We start from the raw sequence: 18,398 nt of genomic DNA, 5'->3' as shown, positions 1-18,398 counted from the left end.
TCAGAGGTCCAGTTTGTCGATCATCGGTTGCGTAATCAGGCAGGTCCCACTCGCCGTCCGCCGAAAGCGCTTGGCGTCGTCGTCAGGGTCTTCGCCCACGACGAGGCCTTGGGGGATCACGACGCCCCTGTCAATCACCACGTTGCTGAGCTGTGCGTTGCGGTTGATTTCCACGTAAGGCAGCGCCACCACGCCGTTCAGCTGCGAGAAGGAATGCGTGCGTACGCCGGTGAAGAGCAGGCATTGATCGAGGCTGGAGCCGGAGATGATACAGCCGCCCGAAACCATCGACGAGACCGCGTGGCCGCGGCGGCCTTCCTCGTTGTGAATGAATTTGGCTGGAGCTGTCAGCTCGGAGTATGTCCAGATCGGCCATTCGTTGTCGAAGAGGTCGAGTTCTGGCGTGAAGTCCGTCAGGTCGATGTTGGCCTGCCAGAAGGCATCGACCGTGCCCACATCGCGCCAATAGGCTTTCTTTTCGATGCCCGAGCGGACGCAGGAGCGGCTGAAGGGATGCGCGATGGCGGTGCCGTGCTTCACGATCTTCGGGATCACATCTCCGCCGAAGTCGTGGTTGTAACCGGGCTCGGCGGCACAGTCTTCGAGCACCTTGAAGAGGTAATCCGTCTCGAAGACATAGATCCCCATGCTGGCCAGCGCCTGGTCGGGATCACCAGGCATCGCCGGCGGGTCCGAGGGTTTTTCCACGAATTCGAGGATCTTATCCTCGGTGTCGACCTTCATGACGCCAAAGCCCGTCGCCTCCATGCGCGGGACCTCGATGCAGCCGACCGTGACATCCGCGCCGCTTTCCACGTGGTGCCGGATCATCGCGGCATAGTCCTGCTTGTAGATGTGATCGCCTGCCAGAATCACGATGTACTTTGGGCCGTAGCCTTCGATGATGTCCTTGTTCTGAGCCACCGCATCCGCTGTGCCCTTGTACCAGTTCTCGTTGTCGAGCTGCTGGGATGCGGGCAGGATATCGAGGCTTTCGTTGCGCTCGGCGCGGAAGAAACTCCATCCCCGCTGCAGATGCCGGATCAGCGAATGCGCCTTGTATTGCGTGGCCACCCCGATGCGCCGAATGCCGGAGTTGACCGCGTTGGAGAGTGGAAAGTCGATGATCCGGCTTTTGCCGCCGAAATACATCGCCGGTTTGGCCCGCCTGTCCGTGAGCTCGTAGAGCCGGCTGCCCCGCCCGCCCGCAAGCACGAAGGCCATCGTCTGCTGCGCCAGCCGCTGCGTTTCTCTGTCCATGTCTGTCCTCCCCATGTATTTCTTGCTCTCCCACCGGAGCGTCAATGCCGCTCCAATTCGAAGAAGAGTGTCGTCAAGGGCGGCAAGGTGATCTGGATCGACTGCGCCCTCCCCGACGCGGCCACCTGTTCACTCTGCACCCCGCCGAAGTTGCCGCGACCGGTGCCGCCGTAAAACTCCGAATTGGTGTTCAAACGCTCCACCCAGCGGCCTTGTTCCGGCACGCCGATGCGGCGATCTGTCCGTTCCACGGGGGTGAAGTTGCAGACCACCAGCACGGGCGGCGTATCGTCCGTGCCGCGCCGCACCCAGGCGAATACAGATTCATCACCGTTGTTTTCTTCGATCCACTCGAAACCTTCGGGTTTTGTGTCGAGCGTATAGAGCGCGGGATGTGCGCGGTAGAGCGCGTTGAGATCCCGGATCAAGGCCTGCATGCCTTTGTGCTGGTCGATGTCGAGCAGGTGCCAGTCGAGGCTGCTGTCATGGTTCCACTCGATGCCTTGGGCAAATTCGCAGCCCATGAAGAGCAGCTTCTTGCCCGGATGCCCCCACATGAAGCCGTAGTAGGCGCGCAGGTTGGCAAATTTGTCGCCCCCCTGCCCCGGCATCTTGTCGAGCAGCGAACCTTTGCCATGCACGACCTCGTCGTGGCTGAGCGGCAGGATGAAATTCTCCGAAAAGGCATAGTGCAGCCCGAAGGTCATCTTGGAATGATGATATTTGCGATGGATCGGGTCCTCGCTCATGTAGCTCAGCGTGTCATTCATCCAGCCCATGTTCCATTTGAAGCCAAAGCCCAAGCCCCCCGCATCGGTGGGCGCGCTGACACCGGGAAATGCGGTGCTTTCTTCAGCCACCGTCATGATGCCCTCAACTGCACCGTAGGTCGTGGCATTCATGTTTTGCAGGAATGCGATGGCCTCGAGGTTCTCGCGGCCGCCATCCTTGTTGGGGATCCACTCGCCCTCCTTGCGGCTGTAATCGCGGTAGAGCATGGAGGCGACCGCATCGACGCGCAGCCCATCGACGTGATGCTCCTGCAGCCAGTAAAGTGCGTTGGCGATCAGGTAGTTAGAGACCTCGGCGCGTCCATAGTTGAACACCATCGTGTTCCAGTCAGGGTGAAACCCTTCCTTGGGATCGGCGTGTTCGTAGAGCGCAGTCCCATCGAATTTCGCCAGCCCATGGGCGTCCTCCGGGAAATGCCCCGGCACCCAATCGAGGATCACACCGATATCGGCATTATGCGCGGCCTCGATGAAGGCGCGGAATTCATCCGGGGTACCGTGGCGGATCGTGGGCGCGAAGAGGCCCACCGGCTGATAGCCCCAGGAGCCATCAAACGGGAACTCCGAGATCGGCATCAGCTCGATATGGGTGAAGCCCATGTCCTTGGCGTAGTTCACCAATTGCTCGGCGTGTTCGAGATAACTCAGCGGGCGGTTGCCCTCTTCCGGCACGCGCCGCCAGGAGCCCAGATGGACTTCGTAAATCGAGATCGGCTGGTCAAAGCGCTGCTGTGCCGCGCGTTTGGTCATCCAGCCACTGTCTGCCCAATCGTGTCCTGCAAGACTGCGCACGACCGAGCCCGTGCGTGGCGGATGCTCGGCGCCGAACCCCACAGGGTCGGCCTTCTGCGGCAGCAGGTGGCCGTGCGCATCCAGAACTTCGAACTTGTAGACTTCGCCGTCGCCGATGCCGGGCATGAAGATCTCCCACACCCCCGTCTGACCGCGCCGACGCAGCAGATGACGGCGCCCGTCCCAGGTGTTGAAATCGCCGACCACCGAAACGCGGGAGGCATTGGGTGCCCAGACGGCGAAATGGGTGCCCGGTGTGCCGTCATGGGTCATCACATGGGCCCCGAGCACGTGCCAGAGCTGGCGATGCGTGCCCTCGCCGATGAGATATTCGTCCCATTCGCCCATCACCGGGCCAAAGCGATACGGATCATCGACGACCCAATGATGCCCATCGCGGGTGATGCTCAGGTGATAGGCAAAGCGGTTTTTCCGACGCGAGGCGGTGCCTTCAAACAGCCCATCCGCGCCTGCGATCGGTTTGAGGGCCACGATCCGGCGCTGCGTCTTGGGATCGACCGCCTCAATGCGTTCAGCCCCGGGCACATAGGCGCGCACCACCCATTTACCGGCCACCTGATGCAGACCCAGCACGGAAAACGGGTCACCATGGCGGCCTGAAACGATGGCGGCGGCGTCCTGTGCGGTTGGTCCCAAGGCAGCTCCTTTCTAGGCGACATCCTTCCGCGAGGTGCGGGATGCAATGAGGCTCGGGGCGTTCCAGATGTCACGCGCATAGCCCGTAATCGTGCGATCCGACGAGAACCATCCCACGCGGGCGGTGTTGAGTGCGGCCATCCTGGTCCAGCCGCTCTGGTCGGCGAAGGCGGTATCGACGGCGCGCTGTGTGTCAAAATAGCTGTCAAAATCGCAGGTCACGAGGAAGTAGTCGTGATCCAGCAGGCCCTGGATCAACCCGCTGTAGCGCGACTTGTCCGAAGGTGAGAAGACGCCGGTTTCGATCTGGGTCAGGACGCGAGCCAGACGCGGGCTCGCCTCGACGGCGCGGCGGGCATAGTTGGGCTCGGCCCGGCGCGCGGTCACTTCCGCAGCTGTCAGACCGAAAAGGAAGAAGTTCTCGGCGCCCACACAGTCGCGGATTTCCACATTCGCCCCGTCCAGCGTTCCGATCGTGGGCGCGCCGTTGAGTGCAAACTTCATGTTGCCGGTGCCCGAGGCCTCCTTGCCCGCAGTGGAAATTTGCTCCGACAGATCCGCGGCGGGGATCAGGATTTCCGCCATCGAGACGTTGTAGTTCTCCGGATAGACAATCTGCAGCAGATCCTTGGTTGCGGGGTCCGCATTGATCAACTTGGCGGTGTCATTGATCAGGTGGATGATCTCCTTGGCGACCACATAGCCTGGCGCCGCCTTCCCGCCGAAAATCTTGACCCGTGGCGTCCAGTTGCCGTTCGGGTTCTCGCGGATGTCATTCCAGAGCGCGATGGTTTCCAGCAGGTTCATCAGCTGGCGCTTGTACTCGTGGATGCGCTTGATCTGCACATCGAACATCGCGGCAGGGTCCAGCGTCACATCATCGCATTGCTTGAGCCAATTGGACAGTCGCTGTTTGTTCGCGTCCTTCGCCGCCTGGAATTTGTCCAGAAAGGCTGCGTCACTGGCATGACCGCTCAAGGCGTCCAGTTGCTGAAGGTCATCGGGCCAAGCGGTCCCGATGGTCTCGTTGATCAGCGTGCGCAGCGGCGGATTGCAGGAGTAGAGCCAGCGCCTTGGCGTGATGCCATTGGTCTGGTTGATGATCCGGCCGGGATAGTCGCGGTTCAGATCGGCAAAGACGGTCTCTTTCACCAGATCGGAATGCAGCGCCGACACCCCGTTGACATGATGCGCCATGATGAAGGCGAGCTCGCCCATCTTGATCTCGCCATGTTCGATGATGCGGACGTCACTGCCGGTTTCGGCCACATGCGCCGCCTCGATCAGATGGATGATGCGGTGGTGGCGCGGCAGCACACGGATGAAGAGCTCTTCCGGCCAACGCTCGAGCGCCTCGGGCAGCAGCGTGTGGTTGGTATAAGCAAGGCAGCCACGTGCCGTGCTGATGGCCTGCGCCACCTCGAGCCCGTGCTCGTCGATCAGCAGGCGCACAAGCTCAGGGCCCGCGATGGCCGGGTGCGTGTCATTGAGCTGGATCGCCACATGGTTCTGCAGATCGGCCAGATCGCCGCCCTCGCTGAGAAACCGGCGCAGCAGGTCCTGGATCGAAGCAGAGGTGAAGAAATACTCTTGCTTCAGGCGCAGTTCCTTGCCGGTATCGGTGGTGTCATCGGGGTAGAGCACACGGCTGATCGTGCGGGCCAGCGCCTCGGGTGCGCTGGCGGCCATATAGTCGCCGCGGTTGAAGCTCGCCAGATCGAAGGCGGTGGTGGGTTTGGCCGCCCAGAGACGCAGAGTATTGGCCCACCGCCCCTGCCAGCCGATCACCGGGGTGTCATAGGCCGAGGCCATCACCGTTTCCGCCGGATGCCAGACCGGTTTGCCACCCTCATCCTCCACGTGGCCACCGAAATCGATCGGGTAGTTCACCTCGGGGCGCTCGAACTCCCAGGCATGGCGTTGCGCAAGCCAGGTCTCTGCCGTCTCCATCTGCGCGCCATCTTCGAAATGCTGTTCGAAAAGCCCGTGTTCATAGCGGATGCCATAGCCGTAGGCCGGGATACCGAGGGTCGAGAGGGAATCCATGAAGCAGGCCGCCAGCCGCCCCAGACCGCCATTGCCAAGTGCTGCATCCGGCTCATTCGCGACCACGGCCGCATAATCCTGACCCAGATCGGCCAGCGCGGCTTCGGCCACCTCATCCAGGCCAAGGTTCACGGCGACATCCTCGATCAGCCGCCCGATCAGAAACTCCATCGAGAGATAGTAGACCCGCTTGCCCTGCACCTCGTAAGTCTTGCGCGTGCTCTCAAACCACGGATCGACCACGCGGTCGCGTAGGGCCAGCGACAGCGACATGCGCCAGTCATAAAGAGCCGCGTGGCTTTCATCCTTGCCAAGCGAATGTTTCAGGTGGCGCAGAATGTCCGCGCTGAAATCTTGAGGGGTAACCGGGGGAATACTCATGTCAGACATCGAATCTCATAAAGCGCATCGTGCGATGCATGGGGGTTAAAGACAGCCATTCTTTTCGTGATACCGGTTTTGCACGTCAGACAACACCCGTGATTGTTCAAAGCTCATGGGCCCAAGGGGGATTGGCCCCAGCCCGAGAGACGGTGACGGCGGCCACTTCGGCCCCGAGGGTGAGCGCGCGGGTTAAGGCTTCCGCATCGATCGCGGCGCGTTTGTCCTTTGTCAGAAGATCATCCTGCGCCAGCCGAGCCAGCACTCCGGCGTTGAAAGTGTCGCCCGCACCCACCGTATCGACCATCTTGGCGATCTTCGCAGGCACCTCGATCATCCCACCGTCCTTGAGGATTGCCGCGGCCCCATCAGCCCCGCGGGTCACGATCACCGCGTGTGGACCGGCGGCACACAATGTGCGCGCTTTGTCTTCAAGGCCCGCATCCGACTGAACGATCCAATCAAGATCTTCATCCGAGACTTTCACGATATCGGATACGGCGATCATACGGTCCAGACGCGCCCGGTAGCGGGCCTCGTCCTGCACGAAGGCGGCGCGGATGTTCGGGTCGATCATGATCAGGCGCCGCGACGCTTCGCGCTCGGCCAGCGCAGCGTAGAACTCGGCACAGGGTTCGCTGATCAGGCTGATGCCGCCGAAATAGAGTGCTTGGGCGGTCGGTGGCAGGTCGGGCAGTTGGTCCGGCGTCAGGCTGCGCCCGGCCGTGTTCTCGTCATAGAAGGTATAGCGCGCCTGGCCATTCGTAAGCTCGACAAAGGCCAAGGTTGTGGGCAGAGACGACCGGATGACATGGCTGCAATCGACGTGGCTGTGCTCTAGTGCTGCGGCGAGCTGTGTGCCGAAGAGATCGTCGGAGAGCCCCGTCACAAAGCCCGTTGTCTGACCAAGCCGGCCCAATGCAATGGCGGTGTTGAAGACTGCGCCCCCCGCGTGGGGGACAAAACCCTGTGCCCCCTCCGCCGTATCGGCGGGGATCATGTCAATCAGGGCTTCGCCGCAGCAGATGATCATATCCCGCTCCCGTCGCGCCGTGCTGGCCTCTAGGCCTTCAGTTTCGCGGCATCGTTTGCCAGCGCTTCGATACCCGCCCAATCGCCATCTTGCACAAGGTTGGCGGGCGCAACCCAGCTGCCACCGGCGCAGAGGACGTTTGGCAGATCAAGGTAGGTTTGCGCATTCTGCGGGCTGACGCCGCCGGTTGGGCAGAACGAGATTTGCGGCAGAGGTGCGCCGATTGCCTTGAGCGCGGGCGCCCCGCCCGAGGCTTCGGCGGGGAAGAACTTGAGCACGTCATAGCCGCGCTCGAGTAGGCGCATGGCTTCGGAGGCGGTGGCTGCACCGGCCAGCAAGGGCAGGCCTTCTGCCTCGCAAGCGTCGATCAGCGCATCGGTTGCGCCGGGTGACACGCCAAAGGTGGCGCCCGCAGCCTTTGCATTCTTCACGTCCTGCGGGGTCACAAGCGTGCCCGCACCGACAACACCGCCAGGCACCTTCGCCATCTCCGAGATCGCCTCGAGCGCTGCGGGGGTGCGCAGCGTAACTTCGAGTGCGGGCAGCCCCCCGGCCACCAGCGCTTCGGCCAGAGGACGGGCATGGGCTGCATCCTTGACCACCAGCACGGGGACAATGGGCGCCAGCGTGCAGATCTCGCGGGCGCGTTGGCTGGCCTCTTGCGGGGTCATTGGGGTGTCCTTTCCTAAAAGAGCACGCTGGCGCCGGTATCGGCGGTACCAACGGAGCGGCGGAACTGGGCAAAAAGCTCGCGTCCCAAACCATATTCATTCGCACCGAGATTGGCACGCACCGGGTCGCGGTCGAGCACGCCGGGGGTCATGATGTCAAGATCACCGGTTATGGCATCGACGCGCAGCACATCGCCATCCTGCAGCTTCGAGATGGCGCCACCATCGAGCGCCTCGGGGCTGACGTGGATCGCGGCAGGCACCGAGCCAGACGCCCCCGACATGCGCCCGTCGGTCACGAGGGCCACATTTATCCCCCGCGCCTGCAGGTTCTTGAGAAGCGGCGTCAGGCTGTGGAGTTCCGGCATGCCATTGGCCTTCGGGCCCTGAAAGCGGACGACAACCACGGTGTCTTCGGTGATCTCATGGGCTCGGCACGCCGCTTTGACTTCTTCTTGATCGTGAAAGACGCGCACCGGCGCCTCGACGATCTGGTGCTCTGGTTTCACGGCAGAGACCTTCATCACCGCATTGCCAAGGCTACCGCTCATGCGTTTCAGCCCGCCCGTCGGCTGGAATGGGTCTGCGGCGGGGCGCAGGATTTTTTCATTGAGGCTGTGGGGTGTGCCCTCTTCCCAGACCAAGATGCCGTCCTTGAGCTTGGGTTCTTGGGTGTACGCCTCGAGCCCGCCGCCGGCGACTGTTTTGGTGTCGGCGTGCAACAGCCCTGCCCCCAGAAGTTCCCGGATCATGTATCCAAGGCCACCCGCGGCGTGAAAATGGTTCACATCCGCGAGGCCATTTGGGTAGACCCGGGCCAGAAGCGGTGTGACCTCGGAGAGATCCGAGAAATCCTGCCAGTCGAGGATGATCCCGCCTGCGCGCGCCATGGCCACAAGGTGAATGAGCAGATTGGTTGAGCCGCCCGTGGAATTCAGCCCGATGATGCCGTTCACAAAAGCCTTTTCATCGAGAACATCGCAGACCGGCAGGTAGTTCTCGCCCAGATCGGAATGCGCCAGCGCAGTTTTCGCGCCTGCCTTCGTGAGCGCGTCGCGGATCTCGGTGTTCGGGGTCACGAAACTGGTGCCCGGCAAATGCATGCCCATGAATTCCATGAGCATCTGATTGGTGTTGGCGGTGCCGTAGAAGGTACAGGTGCCCGGCCCGTGATAGGCACCCATCTCAGCTTTCATGAGCTCTTCGCGGCCCACTTCACCAGCGGCGAATTTCTGACGGACCTGACTCTTTTCCTCATTGGAGAGACCGGAGGTCATCGGGCCCGCAGGCAGAAAGACAGTCGGGATATGCCCGAAGGTCTGCGCCGCGATGATGAGCCCCGGCACGATCTTGTCGCAGACACCAAGATAAACGGCCGCGTCAAACGTATTGTGCGTCATCGCGATGCCGGTCGCCATGGCGATGAGGTCGCGGGAAAAGAGGCTCAGCTCCATGCCCGGCTCACCCTGGGTCACGCCGTCACACATAGCGGGCACGCCACCCGCGACTTGCGCGGTGGCACCCACCTCACGCGCCGCCTCCCGGATCAGATCAGGGAAACGCTCGAACGGCTGATGCGCCGAGAGCATATCGTTGTAGGTCGTCACGATTGCCAGGTTCGGCGCCTGCTCGGTCGCGAGCGCCGCCTGATCGGGACCTGCACCGGCATAGGCGTGGGCCTGTCCGCTGCAGCTCAGATGCCCGCGCGCGGGCCCCTTAGTGCGGGCGGCCTCCATACGGGCCAGATACTCGCCTCGCGGTCCTTCGCTGCGCGCAATGATGCGGTCGGTGACGCGGGCAATCGTGTCGTTCAGTGTCATCTGAGGTTCCTCTTGGTCCCTGGATGGCGCGGACGGCAGGTCAGGTCTTGGACAGTTCCGCGAGCCTGCGGCCTGTGTCAATCATCCGGTTGGCAAAGCCCCATTCGTTGTCATACCAGCTGACCACGCGGACCAGACCGTCTTTGGTGACGCTGGTCTGCGGGGCGGCAAAACACGACGAATGCGGGTTGTGGTTGTAGTCAATGGAGACGGTCGGGTCGGTCTCATAGGCCAGTACGCCTTTCAGCTCGCCTTCGGCGGCGGCCTTCATGGCGGCGTTGATCTCGTCTTTGGTGGCGGGCTTGTCGGTTGTGCAGGTCAGATCGACCAGCGAGACATTGGGCGTGGGCACGCGGACGGCAGAGCCTTCCAGCTTGCCTTCCAGATGCGGCAGCACAAGCGAAATCGCTTTGGCGGCCCCGGTCGACGTCGGTACCATGGACAGTGCCGCTGCGCGTCCGCGATAGAGATCCTTGTGAGGGGCATCATGCGAGGGCTGGTCGCCCGTGTAGGCGTGGATCGTGGTCATGTAGCCGGTCTTGATCCCGAAGGTCTTGTCGAGCACATAGGCCACGGGCGCGAGGCAGTTGGTGGTGCAGGAGGCGTTCGAGATGACGATGTCATCTTTGGTCATGTCCTTGTCATTCACGCCAAAGACGACGGTGCGGTCGGCCCCCGCCCCAGGCGCCGAGATCAACACGCGCTGAGAGCCGTTCTCCAGATGCTGCGCCGCCTTCTCCCGCGCGGTGAAGAGCCCGGTGCACTCCATGGCGACGTCAACGCCGTCCCACGGCAGCTCCGCCGGGTTGCGGATGGCGGTCACCGCGATGCTCTTGCCATTCACGACCAGCGCATCGCCGGAGACCGAGACCTCGGCGTCAAAACGGCCGTGCACACTGTCGTACTTGAGAAGATGCGCCAAGGTCTCGGGGGTCGACAGGTCGTTGATCGCGGTAACGTCCACGTCAGACACCTTGTTCTCGACAAGCGCGCGCAGCACGCCCCGACCGATGCGACCAAAACCGTTAATTGCAACTGAGTGAGACATCTTCTTCCTCCAGAACTTCTTCTGTCATGCGCCGGGATGAAACGGCTGGCTCTTGTTAGCGCTAACGATCATATTTCCACGCGGATATCAATGGCCGATTGCGCAGGCTCCAACCAAGATTAGCATAGAATGGCCGTTTTTCAGCCGTGTGACGCTGTGCCGTCAAAAATTACATCCGCTGGCAGCGCCTGCGCGACGACCAACCTTGCGTTGCGCAGATCATTGTCCTCGGCACGGGTGATGGCGGCTTCTTCGGCCAGCCCTTCGCTCAACCAGCGCTGAATGAGCCGCGCGCGCAGCGTCTCCATGGGCACATCCAACCTGATCCGCATATCCCAGAGTGGGGCGAGGTCGCGCCACTCAGGCGCGTCCAGCAGCAGGTAGTTGCCTTCGACGATGACAGTATCGCAGTCCCCATCGAGCATGCCAGCCCCTGCAATGGCGATGTCGCGAGACCGGTCAAATCGCGGATAGTAGACGGGCGTCTCCACGCCAAGTGCTGGCATCAGCCGTTGGAAACCGCCGACATCGAAGGTTTCGGGCGCGCCCTTTCGATTAAGCAGATTCTTCTGCGCGAGAATGACGTTGTCGAGATGGAAGCCGTCCATCGGGACGACCTGGGCAGAGCAGTTGCTTTGGTTCAGCGCGGCGGCCACGTGCTCGGCCAGGGTCGACTTGCCGCTGCCAGGCGCACCAGCAACAGCGACCAGCCGCCGCCGCGCTTTGCGGGGCGCGGCGCTGATAGCGGCGACCAGATCGTTGAGGCTCTGAAGCGTCTGCGTCACGCGGCAACATCAGCCGTGGGAGGCTCTTTTGCACCCGTCATGAAGGCCACGGCATCGGACATCGTATAGTCTTTGGGGTCGATCACGCAGAGCCGTTTGCCGAGACGGTGCACGTGAATACGATCCGCCACCTCGAAGACATGCGGCATGTTGTGACTGATCAGGATGATCGGAATGCCGCGGGATTTCACATCCAAGATCAGTTCCAGCACGCGGCGTGATTCCTTGACGCCAAGCGCGGCGGTGGGTTCATCGAGAATGATCACTTTCGATCCGAAGGCAGCTGCGCGGGCGACGGCCACACCCTGCCGTTGGCCACCAGAAAGCGTTTCCACCGCCTGATTGATGTTCTGGATGGTCATCAGCCCAAGCTCCGACAGCTTGTCGCGGGCAATCCGCTCCATCTCGGCGCGGTCGAGCTGGCGCAGCCATGTGCCCCGGAACCCCGGTTTGCGGATCTCGCGACCCATGAACATATTGTCGGCGATCGACAGCGCGGGGGACATCGCGAGGGTCTGATAGACCGTCTCGATCCCCTCGTTCCGCGCGTCGATGGGCGAGGTGAAATGCACCTTCCGGCCTTCGAGAAAGACCTCGCCTTCATCAGGGATCACCGCTCCGGAAACCGCCTTGATCAGCGAGGATTTCCCGGCGCCGTTGTCCCCGATCACCGCGAGGATCTCGCCCGGCATCAGGTCGAAATCACAGTGATCGAGCGCCGTCACCCGGCCGTAGCGCTTGACGAGGTTGCGACCTTTGAGAATGGGTTCCATCAGACCGATACCTTTCTGATCCATTGATCCACACCGACGGCTGCAATGATGAGCACCCCGATCAGCAGATAGGTCCATTGCGCATCCGCCCCCATCAGCCGCAGACCAAGCGTAAACACTCCGACGATGAGCGCGCCGAAGAGCGTGCCCATGATCGAGCCGCGCCCGCCGAAGAGGGAGATGCCACCGATCACCACGGCGGTGATGCTTTCGATATTTGCAAGCTGGCCAGACGTTGGCGAGACCGACCCGATCCGGCCAATCAACGCCCAGCCTGCGAAGGCGCAGATCAGACCCGCGAGCATATAGACGGAGATGAGCGTGCGTTTGACGTTGACGCCAGACAGCTCGGCCGCTTCCGGATCATCGCCGACCGCATAGACGTGACGCCCCCAGGCGGTGTGTTTGAGCGCATAGGCCAGCACGAAGACCAGAAGCAGCATGAAGACGGCGCCGAAGGTGAGCCGAGCGCTGCCCAACTGGATGGTCGTGCCGAAGAACTGCAGCAGGGAGGCCTCCGCCTCGATCTCCTGGCTGCGGATGGTTTCGTTGGCGGAATAGAGAAAGTTCGTCGCCAGCACGATTTGCCACATGCCCAGCGTCACAATGAAGGGCGGGAGTTTGACTCGCGCGACGAGCCACCCATTGAGAAAGCCAATCAGCGTGCCGCACAGCAGGCCACAAGCGACCGAGATTTCCACGGGGATGCCATAGCGGAAGGTGAACTGGCCCATGACCACGGAGGACATGACCATGATCGCACCGACGCTGAGGTCGATCCCGGCGGTCAGGATGACGAGACTTTGCGCCGCCGCCACGATGCCCACGATTTGCACCTGCTGGAGGATCAGCGTCAGCGCGAAAGGCGAGAAGAATTTCGTCCCGAGCAGCAGGCCAAAAATCACAATGGACGCAACGAGGACGATGAGGGGGACCAGTGAAGGGTTCACATGCAGCAAGTGCTGCACCGTCCCGATCAGCCCGCGATGAGGATCGTCAAATTCGGCAACCGCTTCGGGTCGCTTTGACAGATCCGCTTCGTAGTCTTGAGATTTTCCTGATGTCTCAGACACAGTTCTCCCCTCCCTGTCCCCGGGTCACATCCTTACGTGATGGTGTGCAGTGTGCCAGACCGGTGCGAAAAAGTCCCGGTCGGATGTGGCGCGCGAAGGACCCGCGCGCCACGATGATCAGCTGTGGCTCAGCCCCAGCAGAGGTCTTTGCCTTCGGAAACCGAGATCGACTCAACACCATCCGCCGGCGCATCGGTCACCAGCGCGACGCCGGTGTCGAAGAAGTCTTTACCGGGTGTCGGCTCAGGCTTCACGCCTTCGTCGGCCCACTTCTTGATCGCTTCAACACCCAGCGAGGCCATGAGCAGCGGATACTGCTGCGAGGTCGCGCCAATCACACCGTCCGCCACGTTCTGCACGCCAGGACAGCCGCCATCAACGGAGACAATCAGAACGTCATTTTCGCGACCGATGGCCTTGAGCGCCTCGTAGGCGCCCGCTGCCGCCGGCTCATTGATCGTATGTACGACATTGATCGTCGGATCTTTTGCCAGCAGGTTTTCCATCGCGCGGCGGCCACCCTCTTCATTGCCGTCGGTCACGTCGCTGCCGACGATCCGAGCGTCGCTCTCATCGCCGATCACGCCCGGATCGGCCAGGTCAATGCCAAAGCCATCAAGGAAACCCTGGTTGCGCAGCACGTCCACGGTGGGCTGGCTGACGTTAAGGTCCAGCGTTGCGATCTTGGCGCTATCCGCCGCATCTCCCAACTGCGCCCGTGCCCATTCGCCAATCAGCACGCCGGCCTTGTAGTTGTCGGTCGCGAAAGTGGCATCAGCCGCGTCGATCGGCTCCAGCGGAGTGTCGAGCGCGATGACCAGGAGGCCTGCGTCGCGTGCCTGGGTGACCGCCGACACAATCGACGACGTGTCGGAGGCGGTGATCAGAATGCCTTTTGCCCCATCCAGGATGCAGGTCTCGATGGCCTGGACTTGCGTCTCGTGGTCGCCGTCGACTTTCCCCGCAAAGGCCTTCAGCGTCATGCCGAGCTCAGAGGCCTTGGCCTCGGCACCCTCTTTCATCTTTACAAAGAACGGGTTGGTGTCGGTTTTGGTAATCAGGCAGGCCGTGATGTCATCGGCAACCGCCACGCCGCTGGTCGCGCCCAGAGTGCTCAGACCCAGTATCGTGCTGGCGAGAAGTTTCTTCATGTTTTCCTCCCAAGGAAACGTTGGTGTCTTTGGTAAGGCGCGGGCAGCGCGCCTCGGCCTGCGGAATTCTCCCCCGTCAGGTCTCGCCCAAGACACATCATTTCAAACCGACTGTCAATAAATAAATAAACTTGATTTATTAATTGGAGCGCGCCAGAATACCCAAGGAAACAAGGGACATGAGCAGCCCGATGGATGGCAATAAGGTCAAGGGTTTGAGCATCGGCGTGAATCAACGCGGCGTGCGCAACTATAACGAGCGCCTGTTGCTGTCGATGTTCATGCGCCATGGCGCCATGCCGGGAAGTGACCTTGCGCGCATGGCGGGCCTGTCGCCGCAAACCGTCTCCGTGATCCTGAGAAAGCTCGAAAGTGATGGACTTCTGGCCCGTGGCGAACCGCAGCGTGGCAAGGTCGGCAAACCATCGATTCCGATGGATCTGTCCCCGGAAGGTGTCTTTGCCTTTGGCCTCAAGATCGGGCGGCGCAGTGCGGAGTTGCTTTTGCTGAATTTCAAGGGCGATGTCATCAAGCAGGTGCATATGTCCTACAGCTACCCCTCGCCCGAGGTCGTGTTCGGCTTCCTGGAGGGCGGGATCGATACGCTGATGGAAGAGATGAGCGCCACGCAGCAAACCCGCCTCTGCGGTATCGGCGTGGCCTCTCCCTTCGAGCTGTGGAAGTGGCACAACCTCTCAGGTCCTGCGGCAGAGGACTTCAGCTCGTGGAAGGACATCCAGTTCGCCGATGAAGTCGCTAAGTTCAGCACACTGCCGATCTTCGTGTGCAACGACGCAACCGCGGCCTGCCGGGCCGAACACCTCTATGGCCTTGGCAAGGAGTATCGCGACTATGCCTACTTCTATATCGGCTCCTTCATCGGCGGCGGTGTGGTGCTGAACCACACGGTCTTCGAGGGCAATCAGGGCAATGCAGGCGCGCTGGGGTCGCTGCGCAGCACCGGGCCGCTGGGCGAGAGCCGCCAGTTGATCGACGTGGCCTCGCTGCATCTGCTCGAAGCACGGCTGGTCGAGGTGGGTTTGAACCCCAAACAGCTCTGGCAGCTACCGCAGGATTGGAGTGCCCTCGCCCGCTATGTCGATCCTTGGGTCGGCGAAACCGCACAGGAGTTGGCCAAAGCAGCGCTCTCGATTTGTTCGGTGATCGACTTCGAAGCCATCCTGATCGACGGCGCCTTCCCCGAAACGGTGCGCACCGAGTTGGTCGAACGTGTGCGCCGCTATCTTGTCAATCAGGACACCCGCGGGCTGCTCGCCCCGCGCATCGAGGCGGGCGATATCGGCTTCAACGCGCGTGCCATCGGGGCGGCGAGTGGCCCGATCTTTTCGCAGTTCTTGCTGAACACCAACGCCGGTCTGTCCTCGGTCTGAGCCTCACAGGGCTTGGCGCATCGTGGCGACCAGTACCTCTGACGACAACGCGCACGGGTTCGCCTTCATCGACGAGGCCGTCTGCGCCTCTTCCGCAATTGCCATCAGGTCGGTCTGCGGGGCGAGCCAGGTTCCGAGGCGGGGAACTTGCCACCTGTCGAGCATCTCAGGCAATGCTGCGAAAACATCGTCGGGGGGATGATCAAAGGCCTCTGCCAGCCAAGCGGCCACCTCGTGAAATCGACCAAGATCGGCGCCGCCATTGGCCAAAGCTTCCCTGTTCGCGATGAGAACCGGCCCCAGGAGGCGGCCGCAAATCAAGCCGTGCGGAGCACCTAAACGCCCACCCAAGACACCCGCCAACCCATGCACCGCACCCAACCCTGCATTTGCCAACGCGAGACCGCTCGCGAGGCTCACAAAAGCGATGTCGTCGCGCGCCTGTGCGTCTTCCTGAGCGGCGAGGCGTGCGAGGGCCTGTGCGCCCAATGGAATGGCCGCGCGGCATAGGGCGTCGGTCAACGGGTTCGCGCGGGTGCAGAGGTATGGCTCGATGACCTGGGTCAGAGCGTCCAGCCCGGAGGCCAGCGTCTGCGCACGTGGCGCATGATCTGTCAGGCTTGGATCAACGACGGCAAGGTCCGGCAGCATCCTGTCGTCGCGCAAGCTGACCTTGCGGGCGGCCTCGGGCACCGAAATCACGGCGTTCTTGGTGGCCTCGGCGCCTGTCCCGGACGTCGTGGGAACCGCGATGAACGGCAGCGGCGCTTCCGTCAGCGGTTTGCCTCCGCCCACACCCTCAAGGTGGTCCATGACCTCCGACGTGCCGGGCAGCAGGGCGGCGACCGCCTTGCCAAGGTCGATCACGGAGCCACCTCCGACCGAAACGACGACGTCGGCACCCGCCGTGCGGCCCATGGTCATGGCTTCCTCGACCATTGGCACCGTGGGCTCGCCGGTACAGATCACGGCGGTGACCTGCGCACCTTTGCTCTTGAGGCTATCGGCAAGTTGATCGACCCAGGCCACTGACCGTCCGCGGATGAGGAGAACGGATCGCCCAAACGTCAACGCCTCTGCGGCCACGAGTTCACGGGTGCCGCGCCCAAACTCAATGCGGCCAGCGGTGAGGAGACGAAACGCTGGCGTCAAAACCGCATCGTCGCATCAACAGCACGCTTCCAGGCCGCGTATTTGTCGTCGCGATCCGTGTCGTCCATTTTCGGTGTGAACTGTTGCTGCAGGGCCCAGCTTTTCGAAAACCCGTCCATATCGGGATAGAGACCCGCGCGCTGCCCGGCGAGCCACGCCGCCCCGAGCGCGGTTGTCTCCAGCACTTCCGGCCGATCCACGGGCGCGCCGATGATGTCGGAGAGGAACTGCATCGCCCAATCCGACGCAGACATGCCGCCATCAACGCGCAGCGTGGCACCTGCCCCCTCGCCCTGCCAATCGGCCTGCATCGCCTCCAGCAGATCGCGCGTCTGGTAGCCAACGCTTTCCAGCGCCGCTTTAGCGTATTCTTCCGGACCCGAGTTGCGGGTCAGCCCAAAGACGGCGCCACGGCATTCAGCGTTCCAATAAGGCGCGCCCAAGCCGACGAAAGCAGGCACCAGGACAACGTTCTGGTTTGGATCAGCCCTCTCGGCCAGAGGTTGAGTTTCCGCCGCCTCGCGGATGATCTTGAGCCCGTCGCGCAGCCATTGTACGACCGCACCAGCCACGAAAATCGAGCCCTCAAGTGCATAGGTGGGTTTTCCGTCGAACTGATAGGCGATGGTCGTCAGCAGGCGGTTCTTCGATGTCACCGCCGTCTCGCCTGTGTTCAGGAGCGCAAAACATCCGGTACCGTATGTTGACTTCAGCATACCAGGTTCGAAACACGCCTGCCCTATGGTGGCCGCCTGCTGGTCGCCGGCCACGCCGAGGATCGGGATCGGACGTCCAAAGAGGTCAGGCCGTGTTGTTCCGAAGTCCGACGCACAATCGCGCACTTCGGGCAACATCTGAATAGGGATGTCAAAGAGCTCACAAATCGAGGTACTCCACCGCCCTTTATGAATGTCATAGAGCAACGTGCGCGCCGCGTTGGTCGCATCCGTCACATGCGCTTCACCGCCGGTGAGCTTCCAGATCAGGAAGCTGTCGACGGTGCCGAAAAGCAGCTCACCCCTTTGTCCGCGCTCCCGCGACCCCTCCACATGATCGAGGATCCATTTGAGTTTCGTACCGGAGAAGTACGGGTCCGCGAGCAAGCCGGTTTTCTCGGTGATCATCTTGTCGTGGCCGGCTTCGCGCAACTCCCGGCAATAATCTGCGGTGCGCCGGTCCTGCCAGACGATCGCATTGTGGATCGGCTTGCCCGTGTCTTTCTCCCAGACAACCACGGTTTCGCGCTGGTTGGTGATGCCGATGGCGGTGATGTCATCCGGCCCGAGGCCCGCTTTCTCGATCGCAGCCCTGCAGGTGCCTGCCGTCGTGGACCACAGATCACCTGGATCATGTTCAACCCAGCCACTGTTCGGGAAGTGCTGCGGGAACTCTTCCTGTGCGCTCGACGTGATCTTCATCTCCGCGTCGAAGAGGATCGCGCGCGATGAGGTCGTCCCCTGATCGATGGCGAGAATATGGGTCATGGCATCCCCCGGCTGTCACTGAATTCTTTCGAGCAAGACTGCCCATGAAAAAACCGGGGCGCAACACGTGCGCCCCGGCTTATGGTCAAA

At 62.0% G+C, this 18,398-nt stretch carries 14 protein-coding genes; 1 reads left to right on the top strand and 13 read right to left on the bottom strand.

Translation table 11 applies throughout. The features are described from left to right. The 11 genes from glgC to ACVC7O_RS08590 form a co-directional block, all read right to left on the bottom strand. Window positions 1-1,260, bottom strand: a complete 1,260-nt coding sequence (gene glgC, locus ACVC7O_RS08640) for a glucose-1-phosphate adenylyltransferase (RefSeq protein WP_458325682.1) — start codon at window positions 1,258-1,260, stop codon at window positions 1-3. A gap of 41 nt (window positions 1,261-1,301) precedes the next feature. Next, window positions 1,302-3,500, bottom strand: a complete 2,199-nt coding sequence (gene glgB, locus ACVC7O_RS08635; RefSeq protein ID WP_458325681.1) for a 1,4-alpha-glucan branching protein GlgB — start codon at window positions 3,498-3,500, stop codon at window positions 1,302-1,304. A 12-nt stretch (window positions 3,501-3,512) separates the two neighbouring features. Then, window positions 3,513-5,936, bottom strand: a complete 2,424-nt coding sequence (locus ACVC7O_RS08630) for a glycogen/starch/alpha-glucan phosphorylase (RefSeq protein WP_458325680.1) — start codon at window positions 5,934-5,936, stop codon at window positions 3,513-3,515. Window positions 5,937-6,033: 97 nt separating this feature from the next. Further along, complete coding sequence (locus tag ACVC7O_RS08625) at window positions 6,034-6,960, bottom strand: carbohydrate kinase family protein (RefSeq protein WP_458325679.1); 927 nt, start codon at window positions 6,958-6,960, stop codon at window positions 6,034-6,036. A 29-nt stretch (window positions 6,961-6,989) separates the two neighbouring features. Then, window positions 6,990-7,631 (bottom strand): bifunctional 4-hydroxy-2-oxoglutarate aldolase/2-dehydro-3-deoxy-phosphogluconate aldolase, encoded by a 642-nt coding sequence (gene eda, locus ACVC7O_RS08620; protein ID WP_458325678.1) that lies wholly within the window; start codon window positions 7,629-7,631, stop codon window positions 6,990-6,992. A 14-nt stretch (window positions 7,632-7,645) separates the two neighbouring features. Continuing rightward, window positions 7,646-9,451, bottom strand: a complete 1,806-nt coding sequence (edd, locus tag ACVC7O_RS08615; protein WP_458325677.1) for a phosphogluconate dehydratase — start codon at window positions 9,449-9,451, stop codon at window positions 7,646-7,648. Window positions 9,452-9,491: 40 nt separating this feature from the next. Next, window positions 9,492-10,499 carry a type I glyceraldehyde-3-phosphate dehydrogenase gene (gene gap, locus ACVC7O_RS08610; protein WP_458325676.1) on the bottom strand — a complete coding sequence of 336 codons (1,008 nt, stop codon included), beginning with the start codon at window positions 10,497-10,499 and terminating at the stop codon, window positions 9,492-9,494. A 140-nt stretch (window positions 10,500-10,639) separates the two neighbouring features. Then, complete coding sequence (locus tag ACVC7O_RS08605) at window positions 10,640-11,284, bottom strand: nucleoside/nucleotide kinase family protein (protein ID WP_458325675.1); 645 nt, start codon at window positions 11,282-11,284, stop codon at window positions 10,640-10,642. Next, window positions 11,281-12,057, bottom strand: a complete 777-nt coding sequence (locus tag ACVC7O_RS08600; RefSeq protein WP_458325674.1) for an ATP-binding cassette domain-containing protein — start codon at window positions 12,055-12,057, stop codon at window positions 11,281-11,283. Before ACVC7O_RS08600 ends, ACVC7O_RS08605 begins: the two co-directional genes overlap by 4 nt. Further along, entirely contained in the window at window positions 12,057-13,130 is a 1,074-nt protein-coding gene (locus tag ACVC7O_RS08595) for an ABC transporter permease (RefSeq protein ID WP_458325673.1), read from the bottom strand. Before ACVC7O_RS08595 ends, ACVC7O_RS08600 begins: the two co-directional genes overlap by 1 nt. 128 nt (window positions 13,131-13,258) lie before the next feature. Beyond that, window positions 13,259-14,281, bottom strand: coding sequence for a substrate-binding domain-containing protein (locus ACVC7O_RS08590; protein WP_458325672.1), 1,023 nt, complete (start codon window positions 14,279-14,281; stop codon window positions 13,259-13,261). Between the two features lie 191 nt (window positions 14,282-14,472). On the opposite strand from ACVC7O_RS08590, the gene ACVC7O_RS08585 reads away from it, so the two are divergent. Further along, window positions 14,473-15,672, top strand: a complete 1,200-nt coding sequence (locus ACVC7O_RS08585) for an ROK family protein (RefSeq protein ID WP_458326059.1) — start codon at window positions 14,473-14,475, stop codon at window positions 15,670-15,672. Window positions 15,673-15,675: 3 nt separating this feature from the next. Here ACVC7O_RS08585 and ACVC7O_RS08580 read toward each other — a convergent pair whose 3' ends face one another. Beyond that, the gene (locus ACVC7O_RS08580; RefSeq protein ID WP_458325671.1) at window positions 15,676-16,824 is read right to left on the bottom strand and encodes an iron-containing alcohol dehydrogenase; all 1,149 of its coding nucleotides are present in this window, start codon (window positions 16,822-16,824) and stop codon (window positions 15,676-15,678) included. Further along, complete coding sequence (gene glpK, locus ACVC7O_RS08575; RefSeq protein WP_458325670.1) at window positions 16,821-18,308, bottom strand: glycerol kinase GlpK; 1,488 nt, start codon at window positions 18,306-18,308, stop codon at window positions 16,821-16,823. The genes ACVC7O_RS08580 and glpK overlap by 4 nt, the downstream gene beginning before the upstream one ends. Between the last annotated feature and the right edge of the window lie 90 nt (window positions 18,309-18,398).

Source organism: Roseobacter cerffii, assembly GCF_054226325.1.
This window is presented reverse-complemented; position numbering and strand designations above follow the sequence as displayed.

Excerpts from the sequence above, each read along its gene's own strand:
- glgC (WP_458325682.1), bottom strand. The coding sequence starts at position 1,260 with ATGGACAGAGAAACGCAGCGGCTGGCGCAGCAGACGATGGCCTTCGTG.
- ACVC7O_RS08630 (WP_458325680.1), bottom strand. The coding sequence starts at position 5,936 with ATGTCTGACATGAGTATTCCCCCGGTTACCCCTCAAGATTTCAGCGCG.
- ACVC7O_RS08625 (WP_458325679.1), bottom strand. The coding sequence starts at position 6,960 with ATGATCATCTGCTGCGGCGAAGCCCTGATTGACATGATCCCCGCCGAT.
- eda (WP_458325678.1), bottom strand. The coding sequence starts at position 7,631 with ATGACCCCGCAAGAGGCCAGCCAACGCGCCCGCGAGATCTGCACGCTG.
- edd (WP_458325677.1), bottom strand. The coding sequence starts at position 9,451 with ATGACACTGAACGACACGATTGCCCGCGTCACCGACCGCATCATTGCG.
- gap (WP_458325676.1), bottom strand. The coding sequence starts at position 10,499 with ATGTCTCACTCAGTTGCAATTAACGGTTTTGGTCGCATCGGTCGGGGC.
- ACVC7O_RS08600 (WP_458325674.1), bottom strand. The coding sequence starts at position 12,057 with ATGGAACCCATTCTCAAAGGTCGCAACCTCGTCAAGCGCTACGGCCGG.
- ACVC7O_RS08590 (WP_458325672.1), bottom strand. The coding sequence starts at position 14,281 with ATGAAGAAACTTCTCGCCAGCACGATACTGGGTCTGAGCACTCTGGGC.
- ACVC7O_RS08585 (WP_458326059.1), top strand. The coding sequence starts at position 14,473 with ATGGATGGCAATAAGGTCAAGGGTTTGAGCATCGGCGTGAATCAACGC.
- glpK (WP_458325670.1), bottom strand. The coding sequence starts at position 18,308 with ATGACCCATATTCTCGCCATCGATCAGGGGACGACCTCATCGCGCGCG.